Annotated in this window: 20 protein-coding genes and 2 tRNA genes; 15 read left to right on the forward strand and 7 right to left on the reverse strand. The window is 44.8% G+C overall.

Features of this window, described 5'->3' with window-relative positions:
* Nucleotides 1-142: 142 nt before the first annotated feature.
* From trmB to I2H39_RS11200, 4 genes are all read left to right on the forward strand, one after another.
* Nucleotides 143-805 carry a tRNA (guanosine(46)-N7)-methyltransferase TrmB gene (gene trmB, locus I2H39_RS11185; RefSeq protein WP_138311344.1) on the forward strand — a complete coding sequence of 221 codons (663 nt, stop codon included), beginning with the start codon at nucleotides 143-145 and terminating at the stop codon, nucleotides 803-805.
* 36 nt (nucleotides 806-841) lie between these two features.
* Nucleotides 842-997 (forward strand): hypothetical protein, encoded by a 156-nt coding sequence (locus I2H39_RS11190; RefSeq protein ID WP_171042723.1) that lies wholly within the window; start codon nucleotides 842-844, stop codon nucleotides 995-997.
* 176 nt (nucleotides 998-1,173) lie between these two features.
* Nucleotides 1,174-1,246, forward strand: a tRNA-Lys gene (locus I2H39_RS11195).
* A gap of 261 nt (nucleotides 1,247-1,507) precedes the next feature.
* Entirely contained in the window at nucleotides 1,508-2,803 is a 1,296-nt protein-coding gene (locus tag I2H39_RS11200) for a hypothetical protein (protein ID WP_195626467.1), read from the forward strand.
* Nucleotides 2,804-2,992: 189 nt separating this feature from the next.
* Here I2H39_RS11200 and I2H39_RS11205 read toward each other — a convergent pair whose 3' ends face one another.
* The 6 genes from I2H39_RS11205 to I2H39_RS11230 all read right to left on the reverse strand — a co-directional run bounded on the left by I2H39_RS11205 (nucleotide 2,993) and on the right by I2H39_RS11230 (nucleotide 7,244).
* Nucleotides 2,993-4,387: an FtsK/SpoIIIE domain-containing protein gene (locus tag I2H39_RS11205; RefSeq protein ID WP_195626468.1), complete on the reverse strand. Its 1,395-nt coding sequence runs from the start codon at nucleotides 4,385-4,387 to the stop codon at nucleotides 2,993-2,995.
* Nucleotides 4,380-5,339: a replication protein gene (locus I2H39_RS11210; RefSeq protein WP_207746790.1), complete on the reverse strand. Its 960-nt coding sequence runs from the start codon at nucleotides 5,337-5,339 to the stop codon at nucleotides 4,380-4,382. Before I2H39_RS11210 ends, I2H39_RS11205 begins: the two co-directional genes overlap by 8 nt.
* A gap of 174 nt (nucleotides 5,340-5,513) precedes the next feature.
* Nucleotides 5,514-5,765: a hypothetical protein gene (locus I2H39_RS11215; RefSeq protein ID WP_195626470.1), complete on the reverse strand. Its 252-nt coding sequence runs from the start codon at nucleotides 5,763-5,765 to the stop codon at nucleotides 5,514-5,516.
* 96 nt (nucleotides 5,766-5,861) lie between these two features.
* Nucleotides 5,862-6,089, reverse strand: a complete 228-nt coding sequence (locus I2H39_RS11220; protein WP_195626471.1) for a hypothetical protein — start codon at nucleotides 6,087-6,089, stop codon at nucleotides 5,862-5,864.
* Nucleotides 6,090-6,387: 298 nt separating this feature from the next.
* Nucleotides 6,388-6,960 carry a hypothetical protein gene (locus tag I2H39_RS11225; protein WP_195626472.1) on the reverse strand — a complete coding sequence of 191 codons (573 nt, stop codon included), beginning with the start codon at nucleotides 6,958-6,960 and terminating at the stop codon, nucleotides 6,388-6,390.
* A 38-nt stretch (nucleotides 6,961-6,998) separates the two neighbouring features.
* Entirely contained in the window at nucleotides 6,999-7,244 is a 246-nt protein-coding gene (locus I2H39_RS11230; protein WP_195626473.1) for a helix-turn-helix transcriptional regulator, read from the reverse strand.
* Nucleotides 7,245-7,394: 150 nt separating this feature from the next.
* Here I2H39_RS11230 and I2H39_RS11235 point away from each other — a divergent pair, with 150 nt between their 5' ends.
* The 4 genes from I2H39_RS11235 (at nucleotide 7,395) to I2H39_RS11250 (ending at nucleotide 11,428) form a co-directional block, all read left to right on the forward strand.
* A complete protein-coding gene (locus I2H39_RS11235) occupies nucleotides 7,395-8,090 on the forward strand; it encodes a hypothetical protein (RefSeq protein ID WP_195626474.1) in 696 nt (231 codons plus the stop codon).
* Between the two features lie 17 nt (nucleotides 8,091-8,107).
* Nucleotides 8,108-9,160 (forward strand): hypothetical protein, encoded by a 1,053-nt coding sequence (locus tag I2H39_RS11240; RefSeq protein WP_195626475.1) that lies wholly within the window; start codon nucleotides 8,108-8,110, stop codon nucleotides 9,158-9,160.
* 167 nt (nucleotides 9,161-9,327) lie between these two features.
* On the forward strand, nucleotides 9,328-9,696 hold the full coding sequence (locus I2H39_RS11245) for a helix-turn-helix transcriptional regulator (RefSeq protein WP_071699594.1): 369 nt from the start codon (nucleotides 9,328-9,330) through the stop codon (nucleotides 9,694-9,696).
* A 178-nt stretch (nucleotides 9,697-9,874) separates the two neighbouring features.
* Nucleotides 9,875-11,428 carry a recombinase family protein gene (locus tag I2H39_RS11250; protein WP_195626476.1) on the forward strand — a complete coding sequence of 518 codons (1,554 nt, stop codon included), beginning with the start codon at nucleotides 9,875-9,877 and terminating at the stop codon, nucleotides 11,426-11,428.
* Here I2H39_RS11250 and I2H39_RS11255 read toward each other — a convergent pair.
* Complete coding sequence (locus tag I2H39_RS11255) at nucleotides 11,393-13,039, reverse strand: sigma 54-interacting transcriptional regulator (RefSeq protein WP_138311345.1); 1,647 nt, start codon at nucleotides 13,037-13,039, stop codon at nucleotides 11,393-11,395. The genes I2H39_RS11250 and I2H39_RS11255 overlap by 36 nt on opposite strands.
* Before the next feature lie 168 nt (nucleotides 13,040-13,207).
* On the opposite strand from I2H39_RS11255, the gene I2H39_RS11260 reads away from it, so the two are divergent.
* From I2H39_RS11260 to I2H39_RS11290, 7 genes are all read left to right on the forward strand, one after another.
* Nucleotides 13,208-14,077, forward strand: coding sequence for an MTAP family purine nucleoside phosphorylase (locus I2H39_RS11260; RefSeq protein WP_138311346.1), 870 nt, complete (start codon nucleotides 13,208-13,210; stop codon nucleotides 14,075-14,077).
* Nucleotides 14,078-14,104: 27 nt separating this feature from the next.
* Nucleotides 14,105-15,244, forward strand: a complete 1,140-nt coding sequence (locus I2H39_RS11265) for a BMP family ABC transporter substrate-binding protein (protein WP_138311347.1) — start codon at nucleotides 14,105-14,107, stop codon at nucleotides 15,242-15,244.
* A 62-nt stretch (nucleotides 15,245-15,306) separates the two neighbouring features.
* Nucleotides 15,307-16,833: an ABC transporter ATP-binding protein gene (locus tag I2H39_RS11270; protein WP_138311348.1), complete on the forward strand. Its 1,527-nt coding sequence runs from the start codon at nucleotides 15,307-15,309 to the stop codon at nucleotides 16,831-16,833.
* Nucleotides 16,826-17,875: an ABC transporter permease gene (locus I2H39_RS11275; protein ID WP_138311349.1), complete on the forward strand. Its 1,050-nt coding sequence runs from the start codon at nucleotides 16,826-16,828 to the stop codon at nucleotides 17,873-17,875. Before I2H39_RS11270 ends, I2H39_RS11275 begins: the two co-directional genes overlap by 8 nt.
* A complete protein-coding gene (locus tag I2H39_RS11280) occupies nucleotides 17,872-18,792 on the forward strand; it encodes an ABC transporter permease (RefSeq protein ID WP_138311350.1) in 921 nt (306 codons plus the stop codon). The genes I2H39_RS11275 and I2H39_RS11280 overlap by 4 nt, the downstream gene beginning before the upstream one ends.
* A 2-nt stretch (nucleotides 18,793-18,794) precedes the next feature.
* Nucleotides 18,795-19,343, forward strand: a complete 549-nt coding sequence (locus I2H39_RS11285; RefSeq protein ID WP_195626477.1) for a V4R domain-containing protein — start codon at nucleotides 18,795-18,797, stop codon at nucleotides 19,341-19,343.
* Nucleotides 19,344-19,536: 193 nt separating this feature from the next.
* A tRNA-Lys gene (locus tag I2H39_RS11290) sits at nucleotides 19,537-19,609 on the forward strand.
* Nucleotides 19,610-19,614 lie beyond the last annotated feature (5 nt).

The raw sequence follows: 19,614 nt of genomic DNA on the forward strand, positions 1-19,614 counted from the left end.
TAGTATACTAGATTTTTGCTAATTTTGCACTATTAATTATAAAAAATCAGAAAAATAAGAAAAAAGTAAATTTTGTTGCAAATGCATCTTTTGAATGTTAAAATAAGGCCTGCAGCAACTACATCACGAAAGGATGAAACACATGCGATTACGCCATATCCAGGGCGCCGAGGAAACCATTGCCTCCAGCCCATTTGTCATTCAGGAACCGGAACAGCACCGCGGCGCGTGGAACCAGGTATTCGGCAATAGCAGCCCCCTTGAAATCGAGGTAGGAATGGGCAAGGGCCGTTTCATCATGGAAAAAGCATCCGCCAATCCGGATATCAACTATATAGGAATTGAACGCTATTCCAGCGTCCTGCTGCGGGGACTTCAGAAACGCAGTGAAATGGACCTTAAAAACATTTACTTCATGTGCATCGACGCCAAGGACATGGCGGAAATCTTCGCGCCCGGCGAAGTGGACCGGATTTATCTGAACTTCTCAGACCCATGGCCAAAGGACCGTCATGCCAAGCGCAGGCTCACATCCCCTGTGTTCATGTCGGTATACGACAAAATTCTGGCTCCCCGGGGAGTCGTGGAATTTAAAACAGACAACCGCGGGCTCTTTGAATATTCCCTGGAATCCATTCCCTCCGCCGGGTGGGAGATTACAGAGCACACCTTTGACCTTCATGGCAGCCCCATGGCGGAAGGAAATGTAATGACAGAGTACGAGATGAAGTTTGCCTCCGAAGGCAAGCCCATCTGCAAGCTCATTGCCAGGCGTACAGGCACCCCCGGCCGGAACCCTGCATAGTATACAGGTAAAGGATACCATCAGGAGGCGGACAACATGGCACTCCCTCCGGGAATCACCAAAAAGCTCCTTCAGGCCACCAGCGATAAGACAGACTTAAACAAACAGGCGCTCCGGTTCAACCGTTCCTTCAAGGAAGTCGGCAAACTTCTGGGCCCCGGTTCAGCCAAGGCTAAAAAGGATAAGAAATAGCCTCTGAAAAGAGGACACAGCCCTCCGGCCGCCTGCTCCCATAGGAACAGACGGCTGCGGACGGCGGAAAATCCCGGACAGAAAAATTTTTTCCCGAAAAGTGTTGACATTTTGCTTTTTAGGCGATATAATGGCGAACGTGCTGTTGAGACAGCCGCACAACAAAATAAGAAAATGCGCCTTTAGCTCAGTTGGTAGAGCAGTAGACTCTTAATCTATTTGTCCAGGGTTCGAGTCCCTGAAGGCGCACTAAACGCACATAACCCGAACCCCATCTTTATAGGTGAAGCGTTCGGGTTTGTGTTTTCTCTAAGGTGAAACAAAATGAGGGATAGCCGATTAGGTTATCCCTTGTTTGCTGCTTGTTTAAATGTTATAAACTAAATTGCTATGTCGAAAGTGAATATTGCGTTTACCATTATAGATATGTTAAAGTCCGGTTTTACACTCAATGGTTTTTCTGTTATAATTATTTAAGACAAAACTATAATTTATATGTGGGGTATTTTAATGAGTGATACAATTATTTTTATGAGCGCATATGATATAACACAATATTCTAAATCAAAATTACCACATTTCGATAAAAAGCAAGCGTTAGATACGTTACTAAATAAACACCATCTCACTTATATGTTGCTCGGAGATAAACTTATATCTTCAAAAGGAACATTAAAATTAAGAACAGAGTATGATTATGTTCAACAAAAAACCAGATATTCATTTAATACAATTAAAGAAACGGATGATATTGAAGAATTTGAAAAAATTATTGGCCGCACAGGTTTTTGTGTAAAACTACTTCATGTGCAATCTGTTTTAGCTGATTTGACATATTTTAAAATAGATTACTTTATATGTATGGAATCATTACTTGTTAATGTAAATAATCGACTTCTTCAAATTGACCCTATTATCTTTTCGATGAATAAGACATTGATTATTTCATTTGAGGTCATTGACTTTGAATCGGGAATACCACTCAAGAAAGATGATGTTTTTGGGAATACAGGCAATTACAATTTATTAACGGTCGAACGATATCAGTATTTTGGAGATGAGAGTACAACATCATATAATGGTAAGATATCAGAAATAATTTATGAAAATGTTAGTGACTTTTTCTTTGAGATGGTCGGTAAAAAGTTTAGGGCTGAAAGATATTCATTTGTACATAATACACTTGTTTTATCAAATGAAATTGATGATGTATCAAAATATTTATGTAATCTTATAGGTACAAGAGAATTGCCATCTCCACTTGAAAATATCAGCACAACAGAAAATTATGAATATTACCCCCAGGACGGTGCAAGCGTTATCACGAACTATAATTCTGATGAGGCTGATATACCTTTATATAATGGGATTCTGTTTGAATCAATAAAGTTATATATATATCTATTTCAACTTGTAAATGTAGAAATAGATGAAGATATAAAGAGGGTAGTACGTAATAATATGTATTTAGAAAATTTATTTTTTGCTCCCTATATGCCTATTGAAACTTATAATCTACTTGGCTATATATACAAAACCAAGTCATTTCAGCATCGTAAAGAAGCTACTAAGCTTAAAATTTCATATATGACCGCTGAAAATGAAGTTAAAAAAAATAGAAATTTTGTTTTACTAAATATTTTGCTTTACATTGTTTCCTTACTTGGTGCTATTGGTACTCTTGAAACTCTTGAAAACAAACTTGATATACCTTTCAAATACAGCTTAATTGTAGTAATTTTGTTTTTTTCTATATTTGGTGTAATATGGGCAGTTGTTGAGTGGCAAAATAATAAACGCTTATAGTTTAAACCATAACGAGGGGTAATCATCATGACTATCCCTCGTTTTTTGCCCTACAAACAATTTTATTTTTCTAATTTTATATCTATTCTCTGCTCCTGCCACGCTTTAAATTCTGCTTGTCCCTGTTCGCTCTCGTAAAATTCCCGTATGGCAGGGTAAAGCGTTGCAGCAAGGGCTTCTAATTCATGTTTAGGGATTGTTGTTCCCTGTGTCTTTGCTTTCGCTATTGGGAACACCCCCTGTCTGTCCGTTATTGAAGAAAACCTCGTTATCATCAAATAAATAACTTTGGAATACCACCCCGGTATTAGTGATAAAGCGTCCTTGTGCGTCTTTTGGTATCTGGTCGGCGGCTTCTGTGCTGTCAAGAATAATCTGTGAAAGTATGCTGTCGGCACGCCCACAAATACGGCAATCCATGTTAGAACGTATTTGCCCGCTGATAATGTCCGCAGAGGGGCGTTGTGTGGCAAGAATGAGATGAATACCGAAAGCCCTACCCTGTCGGGCGATTATGGAAAGCTGACTTTCAATCTGGGAGATAAGTTCTTTTTTCTCTTTTGAAAGCCCTGTTTTGTCGAGGACTTCTGCAATTTCATCACAAGCGAAAATCATGCGTTTTAGATTGCTGCTTGTTACAGCGTTATACTCGTCAATATTGGCGCACTCTGTTTTACGAAAAACGGTTTTACGGCGTTGTAATTCGTCTGTCAGACCTGTCAACAGTTCAAGCAGTTCATTTTCATCAAAACACAAGTGACATTTTTCGTGCCATATGGAAGAAAAATCCACGCCGCCTTTAAAATCTGCAATATAGACATCTGCTCCTTTTTTTAAACACTCCATTAAGAGTAGTTTCAGTAAAACGCTCTTTCCCGATCCACTGGCTCCTCCAAGTAAAATATGCGGTATCTTTGCGAGATTGACTGTTTCCTGTCCTGTCAGACTTTCCCCCAAAATCAGTATAAAACTCTCTTTACTTAAATATTTGTCCTGCCAATACATTACTGACGGTATCGTCAGACGTGGAGCAACTGTATGTATGATAATGCGCCGCCCGTTTTTACTTTGCGTTATTTTGATAATTCTGTCAATCAAAGCCCCTTGCAGCTTATCTTTCTTTTCTTCCCAAGTGGATAAAGGCGTTTCGTTTTCATCAAATTCCCATATTGTGATTTTAGGGTTTAAGCGAGGGCGATACCTTGCAAGAAGTAAGGGCGGCTCTTGAACGTGATTTGTAAATCCCGCACCAATTAGCCGGTCTTGTATTTTCTGTGCTTTTCGTGGCGTTCCCAGTGCGGATATAAGGCAAAGCAAGCCGAGCGGCAAAAGCAGGGCAACAAGGCAATTAACCGCCATTGTAAATATAGGGAACAGCATAAACTTATTGTCAAGACCGAACAACAGCTTACCACGGTTGAGCCATGTTACTATTGCAAGAAGCAGGTAAGCAGTTATAAAGACATTTTTCCATCTATGAATAGTGGTAAGTTGTCTAAGTCCTGTTGTAAAGCGTAAGTAAGCGGCTTTTCTTGACCTGTTCCGTTTCCGCCTGATTTTATCAGTTTGCTTATCATCATTCATTAAAAATTTCCTTTCCGTCAAATAATGTAAATTGTTCATAAATTTCTTCTTTCGGTCGGTACTCGATAATGTGATGTATTCGCCTTAATAGTGCTTGCCATGTTTCGGGCTGCTCACACTGAATAATTGGGTATTGGGCTTGTAGAGAAAGATTACTAATTATGTATACCTTTGTGAAACAGGCTGTTTTGTTGGCATATCGACACCGAAGTTCTAAGGGGTATCCATCAAGCAGATTTAAAAGTTCGCTGATTTTTAGCTGTGAGCGGTATTCATCAAGTACAAGCGTTTCCTGCCCTGCATAGCCGTCAAAGGGGTGTTCGTACTCTGTCACTCTGTAAACGGCTGCATAGCCCTGTTGCTCCATTACATAGCGTGTCTTTCCTGTTCCTGTCCTTCCCCATATATAAGTGACTTCCATATCCCGAAAAATAGTGCGAAATTCCTCTGCTTTTACTGTTTGGCGTACACGTTCAATATCTGTCAGACGCAAAAGATATTCGGGGTTTTCCTCTAAAATCTCATAATTGCTTTTTCCGTCTTTTACGAGTTGATAAAGAAAATCAAGGTCGGAGCGTGCGCCTTGCCGCTCAATAGGCATTTCACCCCATTCCTCAAAAGTACCTTTAATTGAAGTATCACTTTTTGAATCATTTTTCCATTTACCGGATTTCTCCACATAAGCCTTATTTTCCTCACAGCTTCCACGAGCCTGCTCAATATGTCCATCTGGAAAATGCCGTTTTATCGTTGAAAATCGAACGGGGGAAGAACAGGCGATAAAAATATGGATATGTGGGGTTTGTTCTTTTAATCCGATTTCGTCAGCCATGCAATAATACTGAATAGGCTTAATCGCTGATAGTTCTATTTTGATTGTTGCATGGTCTATCTGCTTTTTATTGCGAAAATTTAAAGTAATTTGCCACTTACGTGACTGTGTATCTTTCAATCTTTCACCGCCTTTATAGAACATATGTTTGTATTTGCTACAAAATACAGAGGTTGCCTAAGGGTAATACTAGACCTTAGGCAGTTCCGCCGCAGGACAAGTTTTCCTAAGGGAAAACCCGCCCTGCGGCGGCTTCTGTGCCTAGTAGACTAATCCATTTCGACAAACGCGTAATTACGGCTGGCTACTATTTTTAAGATTGAGTGGTGCTTTGGCAGGGCTTTCCTGTGCCAATTTGACAGTCGCTATCAAAATAGTGCCAACAGCGAATGTGCCCTCAATAGGTGCTTCTCGGCTGTCTGTATTCAGAATTTCGTAAGGCTGTCCAGCCTTATTTATTCCGCTGCTGATTTCGGCAATGCCCGATACTGGCGTGCCTGTCTGCTTGTCTGTCCAAGTCCCTGTTACTAAATAACGTTTGTGCATATTTTTCTATTCCTTTCTTTGTGGTATTATTTAACTTCAAATATCATCAAGTTTGTTTTATTTTCCCCGTATAGCCGATAGGACAGCTTATTTTTGCTACTCCTCGGTAGCGGTTACACTCTTTGGCTCACCGTCATGCAATTCGATAAGAATACTGGCGATTTTGTTCTTATCCACAGGCTGAACATTAAACGCCGTTACAAGGGGATTATTATCCTTGCCTGTAAGAAAATCGGCATAGGCTTGCTCGTCCATGTAGATGATAAGATAACGGTCTTTGCCCCCTTGCGGGTCTGCAATGATGTGTATTGCTGTTTTGCTCATTTGAAATTTCCTCCTTGACCTTGTGCAACCACTTAGCTAAGGTGGCCATAAGGTTTAATTTTTGTATCAAGCGCTATCTACAGTTGCAATTATACCAATCGGCAATATATAAGTCTCTTTTCAGCGAAACACAAAATATTTCTATGATTTAAGCGGGTTTTAGATTGCTACTATAGAATTAACTCAAAAAATTCGGATATTTATAGAGGATTTTGGGTTCAATGAAACACAGTTTATAAAAATTTTATAAATAAAAAAATCCGCTCACCTTTGCTTTATGGGTGCGGATTTTCTGTGTTTATTGGGGTGTAGACTTGTTCTTTTCTTGACGTTTGTATTCTAAGGTTTCACCATTTGCTCTACCATGCGAACCTAATTGTCGTGTTCTCGGAACGCCTAAATATTCTAATATATTATTGCACTCCTCAATATCAAGTTCGTTACAATGCTCTAATAAAAAAATATAGGCTAAATGTTCGGGATTACTTAGGCGAAAATCCATTCCCGCCGAGAGCAATAATCTTTGTGTGAGTATGGGGCTTAGTTTAAAACCAATACATATAGATATTATCAATGCCATATCTATTGTGCAATTCGGTTTATACATGTTTACTCTGAAAATCTCCGAGTTAAGTCCAGTCAGTTCAGAAGCTGCTTTTGTGTCTAAAATTTCCTTTCCACCCCATTTTTTGGTTAACCCAAGACTTCTCATAATATCCTCTACTGTGTCCCCAAAAGGTTTTTGTACATCAGGGGCTTGTGCATATATTCTATCCAATGCCTTTTTTGCTTCTTCTTGACTGAAAGCTAGATTTTTTATTTCTTCTGAAAGTTTTATTCTTTTTTGTAATTCTTCTTTCGTTTTGTTCATAGCATTACCCTCGCTTATTTTGATAATATAACCATCATTTATTTTTCAATCAGTTTATCCAAGCTAACCCCCAACACAACCGAGATTTTATAAAAGGTTTCAACCGAAAAATTATATCCCACCTTTTCGCTTTCAATCTGCCGTATAAAATCATGGGATAAGTCAACCATTTCAGCAAGCTGGGCAGATGTCAGCCCCTTTTCCTTTCGATATTTCTTGATATTGCGCCGTATTGTATTATATATATTTTCATCAAATTGTAACTGTTCTATTTTTTTCGACATATGAGCCACCACCTAACAAAATTGTACTGTGAAACGACATAAAAGTATGTTAGGCATTAACTCACAAAATATGCTTGAATTTATGTTTGAATGATGATAAGATGAATTTGCAATAGTATAGAATTAAGGAAAATGAAAGGGGACAAAAGAATGAAAAAAAGAAATACTAGCAAGAGATTTTTAACCGTTATGTTATCTATGGCAATGGCACTAGGAGGAGCAGGTACGGCATGGGCAGGAAATGTATATGGAGATGATGGGAGCAATATTAAAATAATGACTACCGCCGGAGAAAACACTGAACTTCCTAAAACCGATTTTAATGGAGCACATATCTCTTTACTGCCCGCTGACGCTAAGATATGGGTATCCAGTGAAGGGTCAACTGCTAATCCTGACACGATTTATTTTTATGTTCGTGTTTGCCCTAAACAATATATTACTGGAGTTGACAGCTTTACAAATGCGAATTTTGTAGAGGAAGTTTTTGGCGAAAATTTAAAATTTGATAATCAGTATCCAGCTTTTAGCGGTTATGACATAAACGATAATGTATTCATGGCAATGTTTGAAGATGCAGACGGCTCGTGGCAAAGGTTTGTTTATTTGCTTGATGATGGTTCATATCCTGTAATATCAGCAGAGACAAAAGCAGAAACAGAATCCGGTTGGAAACAGGACAGCACAGGTTGGTGGTATCAGAACGCCGATGGTTCTTATCCAAAATCAACATGGCAACAAATTGATGGTAAATATTATTATTTTAATGAAGTTGGTTATATGCTTGCTGACACAACAACACCTGACGGCTATCAGGTAGATGTTAATGGGGCATGGGTTCAGTAAAAACAGGAGAAAATAAAATGAAAAGAAAAATGCTTTGTTTTGCGCTAGTTCTAATGATGTGCTTTGGATTGTCTATTCCAGTTTTGGCGGCAGAAAACAGCCAATATACTCCAAAATACGGGAGAGACCCTAATAATTATGATGTGGCAGGCAGAAGTGCATTTGTGACAGATGGGGAGTATTTTTATTATATAAGTCATGGGGGATACAGTGAGGCAACTGGACAGTTTCTACCAGACAAAATTGTAAAACAGTCAATAGATGGACAAACTCAAACATTTATTTATACATCTGATGTTAAAATAGGAAATCAACCCGTTTCATTATCTAGTTCCTTTAATTTAATGGATGGTTATTTGTATTTCAAAGATGAATGTGATAATATTTATCGTTTAAAAACGGATGGAACATTTGTCGATTGTATTTTTAAAAGAGACCCGAATAGAAATGATTATATCTATAATATCCGACAGATGTTGGTAATTGATGACAGGCTTTACTTAATATGGGCTAATCATATCACATTTCAAAACGATTTAATATCGATGAAATTAGATGGAAGTGATGTTAAAACAGTCGAGAATAAGAATTTTTTAACTTACTTTGTTGCTCGTGGTGAATGGCTATACTTCGGTGGTAATGGCGAATATTTTTGCTATAATATTCATACTGGCGCGACAAAAACCTTTTATAAAACGGTAGGAAGTGGTGAAAGCATACAACTTGTGGGATTTTCTGATGATGGACGTGTTCACTACACTGTAAGTTATACTCATGGTTTGGTTATCAACTGGGAATTTTTCGGTAAACATTATAGTAGTATGCCAGATGGTTCAGATTATCGCCAAGAGAAAGAACTTATGGGTAACAATTACAGTTATTGGATTGTAGGAAACGACTATCTTTATTATGCTGATGATGGTTACATTTATAAATCTTCATTATATGATGAAGATACGCCAATAAGAATTACAGATAAGGCAGTAGAAAGCAGACCAGGGCGTGATTTCGGATATCATAACGGCTTTGTTTATGTTAATAATTGTGGGGTTTATAAAGTGAGTAATTAGGATAACCATTAATTGTATGTAGAATAAAATCAGTATTCTAAACTAAGTAGATAAAAATAAATCAGCTAAAGGAATCGTTTTGGCTGATTTATTTTTTATGTTTAAAACGAGTTGACAAAGTAATGCGTAATATGTATTATATTAAATATACGAAAGGAGCGTTGAATATGCAAGAGGTAGCACAGAGATTAAAGAACTTGCGAGAAAGCGTCAGCCTATCCCAAGCCAAAATAGCTGCATTGATGGGGGCAACACAAGCCAGTGTGAACCGATATGAAAACGGACAGACCACACCGCCGCTAAAGATATTACTTTGGTATGCAGACTTTTTTGATGTTTCTATGGATTACATTTTTGCAAGGACAGAGCAGCCAGAGGGCAGATTATACGAGCATAAACCAAAAGTAATTGAAGCCATCACGCAGGATAATAAGGAACTTCGGCAGTTTGTGGATATGTGTTTTGACCCCGCTTCACCTGTCAGTGAAAAATTGAGGGATATGCTTGCGAAAATGTTAGAGGAACAGAGCAAGTAAGAGGGGGATTTCCCCTTGTGGAGTATATTCCAAAATCCCCGTCAGTCAAGGTTAAAATGAACTGATTTTCAATCAGACCTTGACTGACGGGAATTTTGGAATTAGCGGTTATCAAGGGAAAGCCCCAGTGTGGCGGCGAGATAAGCCACCGATAAAAATACGAAAGGAAGTGCGGAGAATGAAAGCTGTTATTTATGCCCGCTATTCCTCTGATAATCAGCGGGAGGAAAGTATTGAAGGACAATTAAGGGAGTGCAAGGAATACGCTGAAAAGAACGGTATCACAATTTTATCAACCTACATAGACAGGGCGTTATCTGCCAAGACCGACAACCGCCCCGAATTTCAACATATGATTAAAGACAGTGCAAAGGGATTGTTTGATATAGTGCTTGTGTGGAAATTAGACCGCTTTGCACGGAACCGTTACGATAGCGCACATTATAAAGCTACCTTACGGAAAAACGGCGTGAAAGTGGTATCAGCCACCGAAGCCATAGCCGAGGACAGCACAGGTATTTTGCTTGAAAGTCTGTTAGAGGGATATGCAGAGTTTTACAGTGCTGAACTATCGGAAAAGGTAATCAGAGGACGGACAGAAAACGCCTTAAAGTGTAAATTTAATGGAGGGGGCTTGCCGATTGGTTATATCGTAGACAGTGAGCAATATTTACAGATTGACCCTTTAACCGCTCCAATCGTGGTTGAAGCGTTCCAACGTTATGACAAGGGCGCAACGATTAAGCAGCTTGTGGATTTTCTCAACAGCAAAGGGATACAAAGCTATCGCAAAAAACCGCTAAGAATTGATTGCGTAAAACGTCTTTTGAAAAACCGCCGCTATATCGGTGAGTACAAATATCGTGATATTGTCACACCAAACGGTGTGCCCGCTATTGTGCCGCAGGATTTATTTGACCGGGTAGGGGAAAGGTTGGAAAAAAACAAGAAAGCCCCGGCAAGGGCCAAGGCAAAAGAAGAAATGTATTTGTTGACAACAAAGCTATTTTGCGGGAATTGCGGTGCTTATATGTGCGGCGAGAGTGGCACAAGTCATACGGGAGTAACTCACCATTATTATAAATGTGTGACTGCCAAATATAAAAAAGCCTGCCATAAAAAAACAGTCAAAAAAGACTGGATAGAAAATTTAGTGATTGAACATATTGTAAGGCTGCTATTTGATGATAACTTGATGAATAATATAACAGATAGCATTATGGTACTGCAAAAGCGTGAGAACATCACCTTGCCGCTGTTAAAGCAGCAGCTTGCCGATACCACAAGAGGAATTGAAAATATAATCAACGCTATCCAACAGGGGATTTTCACACAGTCCACCAAGCAGCGGCTTGACGAGTTAGAGGAACGCAAAAGTCAACTTGAAATTGAAATTTTACAAGAGGAAATGCAAAAGCCGCTTTTAACAAGAGAACAGGTTTTATTCTGGCTTCACCGTTTCCGCACTTTAGATATCACAGACCCCGACCACAGGCAAAGACTTGTTGACAGCTTTGTAAATTCGATTTATCTTTATGATGATAAGATAGTTTTAATGTTTAACTACAAAGAGGGCAGCAAAACGATTAGTTTTGCTGATATAGAAAGTTCGAGTTTAAGTGCGGGTGGTGCACTAAAAGGTCTGATTTTGCAGATATCGGAAGCTGCGGGGTCGGACTTTTTTGTTGTCCTTCCCTCAATCCAGATGGTATTCCTGTATCTTCCGGTATAACGTAGCCTTGCTGATACCCAGGGCATCCGCTGCCGCCTGCTTGCCGTAAGGACCGTTAAAGCGCTGCAGCGCCTTCTGTATCAGCTGCCGTTCCTGCTCCTTCAGGTTAAAGGGTCCGTCGTTCTGTTTAAAATCAGGAAGCCTGAGCACATCTTCTTCCCCAATGATGCCGCTGGTGTTGATGGATATGAGGTAGCTTACGACCTGTTCCATCTGCTTGAAATTACCCGGCCAGGAATAATTCTTAAGCATGGTAAGGGCCCTGGAGCTGCAGGCAACCTTTTTCTTCTCAAAGTCCTGATAATAAATCAGATACTTCTGAATATAGTAGTCTATGTCCATGTCCCGCTCCCTGATGGGCGGGATACACAGGATGGCCGGATAGAACAGGTTGAAGAGACGTTTGGAAAATGCGTTGTGGTCTGCCAGCTTTGCCAGGTCCTCCAGGGTGGTTGCAATGAGGCGGATGTTGTGGTTTTCCAGCAGGGTGATGTTATCTGCCAGCTTTAGCTGGAGCCAGTAGGGCAGCCTTGGTATCTCCTTCAGGCACACGGTGATATCCCTGCCGCAGAATATGCCTGTCTCCTCATCAAAAACCTGGTTGGCGAAATTCAGGTCCGAAAATGCATTGCAGTCAAAAATCACCAGCTCCTGCTGGGCATAGCGCCCGCTGTTATGTATGGCCTTTACCCACATTTCCTTTCCCAGCCCCCGTTCCCCCTGTATGACCAGGTAACGGCTGATTTCCGAAATTTTCATCACGTCCTGCTTCATCTTGGTCAGTATCTCACTGGTTCCCTCAAAATAATCCAGGGACAGGTTCCTGCTGGCATCCTGGAAATAGCTCTGTTCCGTCACAAGATTCTGTTCCAGTACAACATACTCCAGCCGCTTTCCCATAAGGAAATCCGAATCAAAAATCTGATGCTTTGCATGAAGGCGTATGGACCTGTTCTCCGCCCTCAGGTTCAGCCAGTCGCTGTTCTTTCCCTTTATGACCTTGACCGTCTCCCGGAACAGGTCTTCCCCGATTCCCATTCTCTGCATCTGGAGCCGTGCGTTTTTGTTGACCTTGGACACCCGGCGGTTTTCTATCAGGACAGCACCGTCCTCCATGGTATCCACCATATCGGAAAGCGCGTGTTCCGTCACATGCAGGGCATCCTCAAGCAGATACGATTCCGCTATCCTGGTAATGACCTGCCCCACATGGATTGCCAGATTCTTATAATATTCAGTATGTTCCAGCATATCCCTGTGTACCTTCTCATCATAGCACAGCACGGACAGGGTGCCCAGAAATGCCTGTTTGATGTATAAAGGCACCACCACCTCTGCTCTCCCCGTGCAGATACGGTTGGTGCTGCATTTGCGGCAGACAGGGCTGTTCCTGTTTCTCACAAATATAAGCTTCCTGTCCGCCTTGGCCTGTTCAATGGCGCTGTAGGGCTGGTTCTCATTGGCATAGATGATGGACCGGAAGATGCCTGTACCCGCCACCCTCATGGTATTCTCATCATTCACATCATACTCCAGGCAGGTAAATCCCGCATAAAACTCAATCTCTTTCTGAACAATGGCTGCGCAAGCACTTAATACAGATTGTTTCATTTCTTTCCCCCATTTGTCTCATAATGAGATTATAGTCTCAAAATAAGACATATACAAGAGGTTCCCCCATTTTTCTCTTTTTTTCGGCTCCCCCTCACTTGAATAATGGCTCATGTATGAATAGAATTACGGTAACCTAGGTAAATAAAATATAAGTGAGGGAATGTTATGATTTGCAAAGAAATACCAAAGACCATGTACTGCCACATTGGTGGCTCAGGAACCTGGGGATGCGAGTTTCCCGAAGATTTACATATGGAAGGCATCACCCTGTTAAAACGGGATATGGAATTTGAGACTCCCTTCGGAGTCACTGCCTGCATGAAGCTGTATGAAATGGATGCCTCCATCACCGCAGACCATAAGACCCGCCAGGTGCTCTATGTGCCGTTCCACGGATGGAAAGGGCTCTCCCCTTACGACGACACTCCCAGCGAGCGCATTTTCTGGGCTTTAAGGGAGGCCGGGGTAAAATACATACTGGCAGACGGCAGCGGCGGCGGTATCAATCCCCTTCTGGAACCAGGCGACATCATATGCCCCCAGGATTTCATTGATTATACAAAGCGCGTGTCCTACCTTGGAAAATTCACGCCCTACAGCATGCGCATGAGGGAAATTATATGTCCTGACCTGCACAAAATACTGCTTGAAAAGGCCTCAGGCGTATTCCGCCGTGTGTTCCGCACCGGTATCTACGGCGTAGCGGAAGCCCCCAGGTTTGAATCAGCCGCAGAAATCCAGAAAATGTATGCAGACCACTGCGATGTATGCGGACAGACCATGATGCCCGAGGCAGCATTGGCCAGAGCCATCGGCGCCTGCTATGCCGCCCTGTACGTCATCAGCAATTCAGCCGAGGGAATCAACCCCAACTGGGAGCGCTCCATCTTTGACATTTATTCCGAATGCGCCCCTGTGGTCGGAAAGGTTATGCTGGAGGCCATGGCTGCCATCAACCCTGAAACCATGAACTGCCACTGCGATGAGAACATCATAGAAATGCCCAAGGCCGTGCAGAAACGCCTGGACATGTAGTGCATACAAACAGAGGAGGAGAATATCATGAAACATTTTAAGTTGTTGACAGCATTGGCGCTGACAGCTGCCATGACCGTATCCCTGACCGCCTGCCAGGGCAAATCAGCTTCATCGCCCGCAGCCGAAACCCAGGCAGCCTCAGATTCCAAGGCAGAAGATTCCAAGGCAGCGGATTCCAATGGTGCGGATTCCGGGAAAGCAGACTCCAAAGCCCCGGCTGACGGCCAGGCAGCCCAAAGCAGCACCTCAGAGCCCTTTAAGGTGGCGCTTATGATAGGTATCGGCGGACTGGGAGACGGCGGATTCAACGACAGCATGCTGGCCGGCGTGGAAGCTGCCAAGGCTGACTACGGAATCGAATATCAGCTGGTGGAGCCCAAAGAAATATCCGAATTCGAGGCCAATTTTACCGACCTCTCTGCGTCGGGCAAATATGACCTGATTATCGGCGGCGGCTTTGACGCTGTGGAGGCCCTTCAGAAGGTGGCCTCCGAGTTCCCGGAGCAGAGATACCTGTTTGTGGACGGCGAGGTAACAGGATGCGACAACGTAACCAGCGTACTGTTCAAAGACAATGAAAAAACATACCTGGTTGGAACCGTTGCGGGACTTAACACCAAAACCAACAAAATAGGCATGGTGGTGGGCGTGGACAGCCCCTCCCAGAACATCTTCGTGGCCGGCTACATGGCCGGAGCCAAGGCTGCCAATCCGGATGTGGAAGTGATTGTCAAATACGTGGGCTCCTTTGCCGACACCACCACTGCCAAGGAGCTGGCACTGGCCGAGGCGGACGCAGGCGCAGATATCATCTTTGCCGCTGCCGGCGGTTCCGGCCTGGGCGTGTTCAATGCAGCTCAGCAGGGAACCTTTAAGGCCATTGGCGCAGATGTAAACCAGTGCCTCATCGACCCGGACCACATCATGCTGTCAGCCATCCGCAAGATTGACGTAGTCATCAAGGACGGCATCAAATCCGCCATAGACGGTACCCTGGAAGGCGGCACCATGGTTCCCGGACTTAAGGAAGACGCCCTGGGCATCACCAATGAGGGCTCCAAGGTGGAGATTGACCCGGCCAGCCTTGACGCTGCCCAGACCGCAAAGGATAAAATCATCTCCGGGGAGATTACAGTTCCTTCAACCATAGACGAAGTTAAATAACCGGCTGAGAAAGGTGCTGCTTAACACAAGCAACACCTTTCCTTTCACACAGGGAGGTCCCAATGTATGCAATAGAGATGCAGGGTATTACCAAAACCTTTCACGGCTCCTATGCCAATAAGGAGGTATCCCTCAAGGTAGAACAGGGTGAGATACATTCCCTTTTAGGCGAGAACGGCGCAGGCAAAACCACCTTGATGAAAATCCTGTTCGGCCTTTACAAAGCCGACAAAGGGCGGATTCTCATAAACGGCAGTCCGGCAGCCATCCGTTCGCCCCATGATGCCATAGATTATGGCATATCCATGGTCCACCAGCACTTTGTCCTGGTGGGCAACCTTACCATCACGGAGAACATCATTCTGGGCCATGAACCGCGCAGGGGCATTTTACTGGACCGCAGCAGGGCCCACCAAAAGGTGGATGCCCTGATACGCCAGTATCACTTTAACCTGAATCCTGAAAGCAGGATTGAGAACCTGTCTGTGGGAGAAAAACAGCGGGTGGAGATTCTTAAGGCCCTTTATAATGAATCCTCCATCATCCTTTTGGATGAACCCACCGCCGTCCTTACCCCCCAGGAGGTACAGGAGCTCTTTGCCATGCTGAAGCAGCTGAAGGAGGACGGGAAGACCATTATCATCATTACACATAAGCTTAAGGAGACACTGGCCATCGCGGACAACATCACCATACTCCGCCGCGGAGAGAACATTGCCTCCCTGCCCGCAGCCCAGGCCACCGAGGACAAGCTGGCCGAGCTCATGGTGGGCCGTCCCATATCCTTTGATGTACAGCGGGTTCCCTACGATGGTTCCGGCCCCGTCAAGCTGAGCCTTCAGAACATCTGCCTCAAAAAGAAAGGCAGGGCCGTCCTCACTGACATCAGCCTGGAATGCAGGGCCGGTGAGATACTGGGCATTGCCGGCGTGGAGGGAAACGGACAGACCGAGCTCATAGAGGTGGTCACGGGAATTGAGAATCATTTTACAGGCCGGGTCTGCTGCGGCTCCCAGCCGGTTTCTGCAATCTCGCCGCGAAAGATGCTGGACTATATCGGCCATATTCCGGAGGAACGCGGAAAACGCGGTTTTGTAAGAGGATTTTCCAATTGGGAAAACATCATCCTGGGATACCATTACCGGCCTGAATACGTGAAACACGGTTTCCTGAACATCAGCCGCATCAAACAGGTTGCCAGGGACACTGTTGAACAGTTTGATGTCAGGACCGACGGAATCGACCAGCTTACCAGTTCCCTCTCAGGAGGCAACCAGCAGAAACTGATTATAGGCCGCACCCTGCTGCACCAGTCCAACATCATTGTGGCTGCCCAGCCCACCAGAGGCGTGGACATTGGCGCCATCGAATACATCCATCAGCACCTAATGCAGATGAGGGACTCCGGCTCCGCCATCCTGCTGATCTCCGCCGACCTGGATGAGGTCATAAAGCTGGCCGACCGGATTGCGGTGCTGTACGAAGGCAGAATCGCGGCGGAAAAGGAGACTGCAGCATTTACCAAAACAGAACTGGGCTATTATATGCTGGGAGGCAATTCCAAAAGGGAGGTAGCTGACAATGATTAAATATCTGAAGAGCCGTACAATTGCATTTACCCTGATTTCCTTCCTTATCTCCCTGGTATTGGCAGGCATCATCATTGCAGCCGCAGGGTATTCGCCTGTGGAAGCTTACTCCGCCATGCTGGGAGGCGCCTTTGGCAGCACCTATAATCTGGCCCAGACTGCAGGCACAGCCATTCCCCTTATATTTGCAGGACTGGCCATGGCAGTGGCGTCCAAGGCCGGTATCTTTAACATTGGTATAGAGGGGCAGATTCTGGCAGGCGCCCTGCCCGCTGCCCTGGCAGGCGCCTATATCAGAGGGCTGCCCGCCGTCCTGCATATACCTGTATGTATCCTGGCTGCAGCTGTTTTCGGCGGCATATGGGCCATGCTGGCTGCCGTGATAAAGAATAAGCTGCAGATAAGCGAAGTCATTATCACCATCATGCTTAATTATGTGGCGCTGTACCTGGTGGAATATCTGGTGAACAATCCCTTTAAATCAGAGGGCATGGTGGTAAGGACAGAAGAGATACAGGACAGCGCAAGGCTGGTATCCCTGGTGGCCCATACAAGGCTGAACACCGGCATCTTCATTGCCCTTCTTGCCGTTTTCCTGTTCTGGGTCCTTTTCTACAAGACAAAGCTGGGATATGAAATGCGGGCAACCGGAGACAGCCCCTTTGCGGCTGAATCAGCGGGCATTAACAATAAGAAGAACCTGCTGACAGCCATGTTCCTTTCCGGCGCCCTGGCAGGAATAGGCGGCGCCTGTGAAGTTATGGGAGTACAGGGCTATTACATATCCGGCATGACCACGGGATATGGCTTCAGCGGCATTGCCATTGCGGTCATGGGACACAATGAACCGCTGGGAACCCTGGCCTCGGCCCTGCTGTTCGGAGCCCTTAACGCAGGGGCTTCCAGCATGAACCGTATGACGGATATTCCCGGGGAATTCATTTCCGTTCTCCAGGCCCTTATCATACTGTTTATCTCCACGCCGGGAATCGTAATTGCAATTCAAAATCTTTACAAAAGAAGGAAGGCGGTGACATCATGAGCGGTCAGATTCTCTCCCTGTTAGCCGGCATGGTCCGGGTGGCCATACCGATATCCTTTGCAGCCCTGGCCGGTATGCTGTCAGAACGGGCAGGCGTCATCAATATGGGCCTGGAAGGCATTATGCTCATCGGAAGCTTCTTCGGGGTGGTAGGGTCCTATGTGACAGGCAGCGCCTGGATGGGCCTGCTCTTCGCCTGCCTCTCCGGTATCTTCATGGGCCTGGTTCTGGTGACCCTGACCGTTGGCTTTAAATGCGAGCATGTTCTGGCAGGCGTGGGCATCAATATCTTTGCCTCAGGCATTACCATTGTGCTGCTGGAAATGATATGGGGCACCAAGGGCAAGTCCAGCATGGTGGCGGGACTGGGCGTGCTGAAGGTGCCTGTGGTTTCCAGGATTCCGGTTATCGGGGATATCATCGGGACCATCTCTCCCCTGTTCTACATCCTGGTCCTCTGCGTCATCCTTCTCTGGTTCCTCCTGTACCGGACGCCGGCCGGCCTTAGAATCCTGGTCATCGGCGAGAACCCCGAGATGGCGGGCACCATGGGGGTTAATGTCTATAAAATGCAGTACCTCTGCGTCATGGCCAGCGGCATGCTTGCCGCCATAGGCGGAGCCTACCTGTCCATCGGGGATATCAACATGTTCAGCAAGGACATGGTTTCCGGAAGGGGATACATCGCCCTGTCCATGGTCATCCTTGGGAACTGGAAACCGCTGTGGGTGGCCCTGGGAGGTCTGGTGTACGGATTTGCCCAAAGCCTCCAGTTCAGGCTCCAGGGCGTCAACATTCCGCCTCAGCTGGTACAGATGCTGCCCTATATCCTGACCCTTGTGGTGCTGCTGTTTGCCAGAAAGAAAAGCTCTGCGCCGGCTGCATCGGGCAAACATTATTATCAAAAAGGAGAATAGCTGTGGGTAAAATTCAGATAGATACAGAACACGCCAGAGAAATGGCGGATGATTATTCCTATGTAATGCGTTCCTTTGCGGATGCGTACGCGGCCCAGAAAAAGGGAGTGAAAATCCGCCCCCGGCTGGGCGACCGGATGCCCTTTAATTATATGAGGGAACGCCAGACCCTCACCTTCCTGTTCTACCCCGAACTGAAGGAGGCTGCCTATGAAATTTCCCGCATCATAGGCGAGAGCATCACCTCAGACCAAATCAAGGGAAAGACCCTGCCGGAAATCATGGAGAGCAACCAGCCCATTGCCCAGAGGGACGGATACGCCTTTGAGGAAGTGGTGGAAGCCGATGAAACCCACGCAGTCTACAGGCACTATGAATGTGCGGACTGCTACGGGCTTCCCAACATACATTCCAAAATATGCGTCTACGAGGCCGGTACGGCTGCGGGCATGTTCTCTTCCGCCCTGGGAAAACCCTGCCGGGTGACGGAGACAAAATGCTGCGCCAACGGCGACCCTTACTGCGAATTCCTGGTTGAGGTAATGGAGTAATGGGAGCAGCAGAAGTAACGGGGGCCGGGCGGCCTTTGCGGCGGACAGCCCCCGGCCGCTGCCACCGCCCCTTTCTGCTCCCAATCAACTGCCGGTAAACAATATTGAACTTTTTTCGAAAAAATTATTGACTTTTTTCTTAATACGCATTATAATAGTGGACGTGTCACTTAAAGAAACAAATGAATCGCATGCGCCTTTAGCTCAGTTGGTAGAGCAGTAGACTCTTAATCTATTTGTCCAGGGTTCGAGTCCCTGAAGGCGCACTAAA

The sequence above is a fragment of the Clostridium sp. 1001283B150225_161107_B6 genome (assembly GCF_015556325.1).
In the GTDB taxonomy this organism is placed as follows: Bacteria; Bacillota; Clostridia; order Lachnospirales; family Lachnospiraceae; genus Enterocloster.

Coding starts and splice junctions, on each gene's coding strand:
- I2H39_RS11270 (WP_138311348.1), top strand. CDS start 15,307: ATGTATGCAATAGAGATGCAGGGTATTACCAAAACCTTTCACGGCTCC.
- I2H39_RS11200 (WP_195626467.1), top strand. CDS start 1,508: ATGAGTGATACAATTATTTTTATGAGCGCATATGATATAACACAATAT.
- I2H39_RS11265 (WP_138311347.1), top strand. CDS start 14,105: ATGAAACATTTTAAGTTGTTGACAGCATTGGCGCTGACAGCTGCCATG.
- I2H39_RS11220 (WP_195626471.1), bottom strand. CDS start 6,089: ATGAGCAAAACAGCAATACACATCATTGCAGACCCGCAAGGGGGCAAA.
- I2H39_RS11245 (WP_071699594.1), top strand. CDS start 9,328: ATGCAAGAGGTAGCACAGAGATTAAAGAACTTGCGAGAAAGCGTCAGC.
- I2H39_RS11280 (WP_138311350.1), top strand. CDS start 17,872: ATGAGCGGTCAGATTCTCTCCCTGTTAGCCGGCATGGTCCGGGTGGCC.
- I2H39_RS11190 (WP_171042723.1), top strand. CDS start 842: ATGGCACTCCCTCCGGGAATCACCAAAAAGCTCCTTCAGGCCACCAGC.
- I2H39_RS11240 (WP_195626475.1), top strand. CDS start 8,108: ATGAAAAGAAAAATGCTTTGTTTTGCGCTAGTTCTAATGATGTGCTTT.
- I2H39_RS11230 (WP_195626473.1), bottom strand. CDS start 7,244: ATGTCGAAAAAAATAGAACAGTTACAATTTGATGAAAATATATATAAT.
- I2H39_RS11250 (WP_195626476.1), top strand. CDS start 9,875: ATGAAAGCTGTTATTTATGCCCGCTATTCCTCTGATAATCAGCGGGAG.
- I2H39_RS11205 (WP_195626468.1), bottom strand. CDS start 4,387: ATGAATGATGATAAGCAAACTGATAAAATCAGGCGGAAACGGAACAGG.
- I2H39_RS11235 (WP_195626474.1), top strand. CDS start 7,395: ATGAAAAAAAGAAATACTAGCAAGAGATTTTTAACCGTTATGTTATCT.
- trmB (WP_138311344.1), top strand. CDS start 143: ATGCGATTACGCCATATCCAGGGCGCCGAGGAAACCATTGCCTCCAGC.
- I2H39_RS11275 (WP_138311349.1), top strand. CDS start 16,826: ATGATTAAATATCTGAAGAGCCGTACAATTGCATTTACCCTGATTTCC.
- I2H39_RS11255 (WP_138311345.1), bottom strand. CDS start 13,039: ATGAAACAATCTGTATTAAGTGCTTGCGCAGCCATTGTTCAGAAAGAG.
- I2H39_RS11225 (WP_195626472.1), bottom strand. CDS start 6,960: ATGAACAAAACGAAAGAAGAATTACAAAAAAGAATAAAACTTTCAGAA.
- I2H39_RS11215 (WP_195626470.1), bottom strand. CDS start 5,765: ATGCACAAACGTTATTTAGTAACAGGGACTTGGACAGACAAGCAGACA.
- I2H39_RS11260 (WP_138311346.1), top strand. CDS start 13,208: ATGATTTGCAAAGAAATACCAAAGACCATGTACTGCCACATTGGTGGC.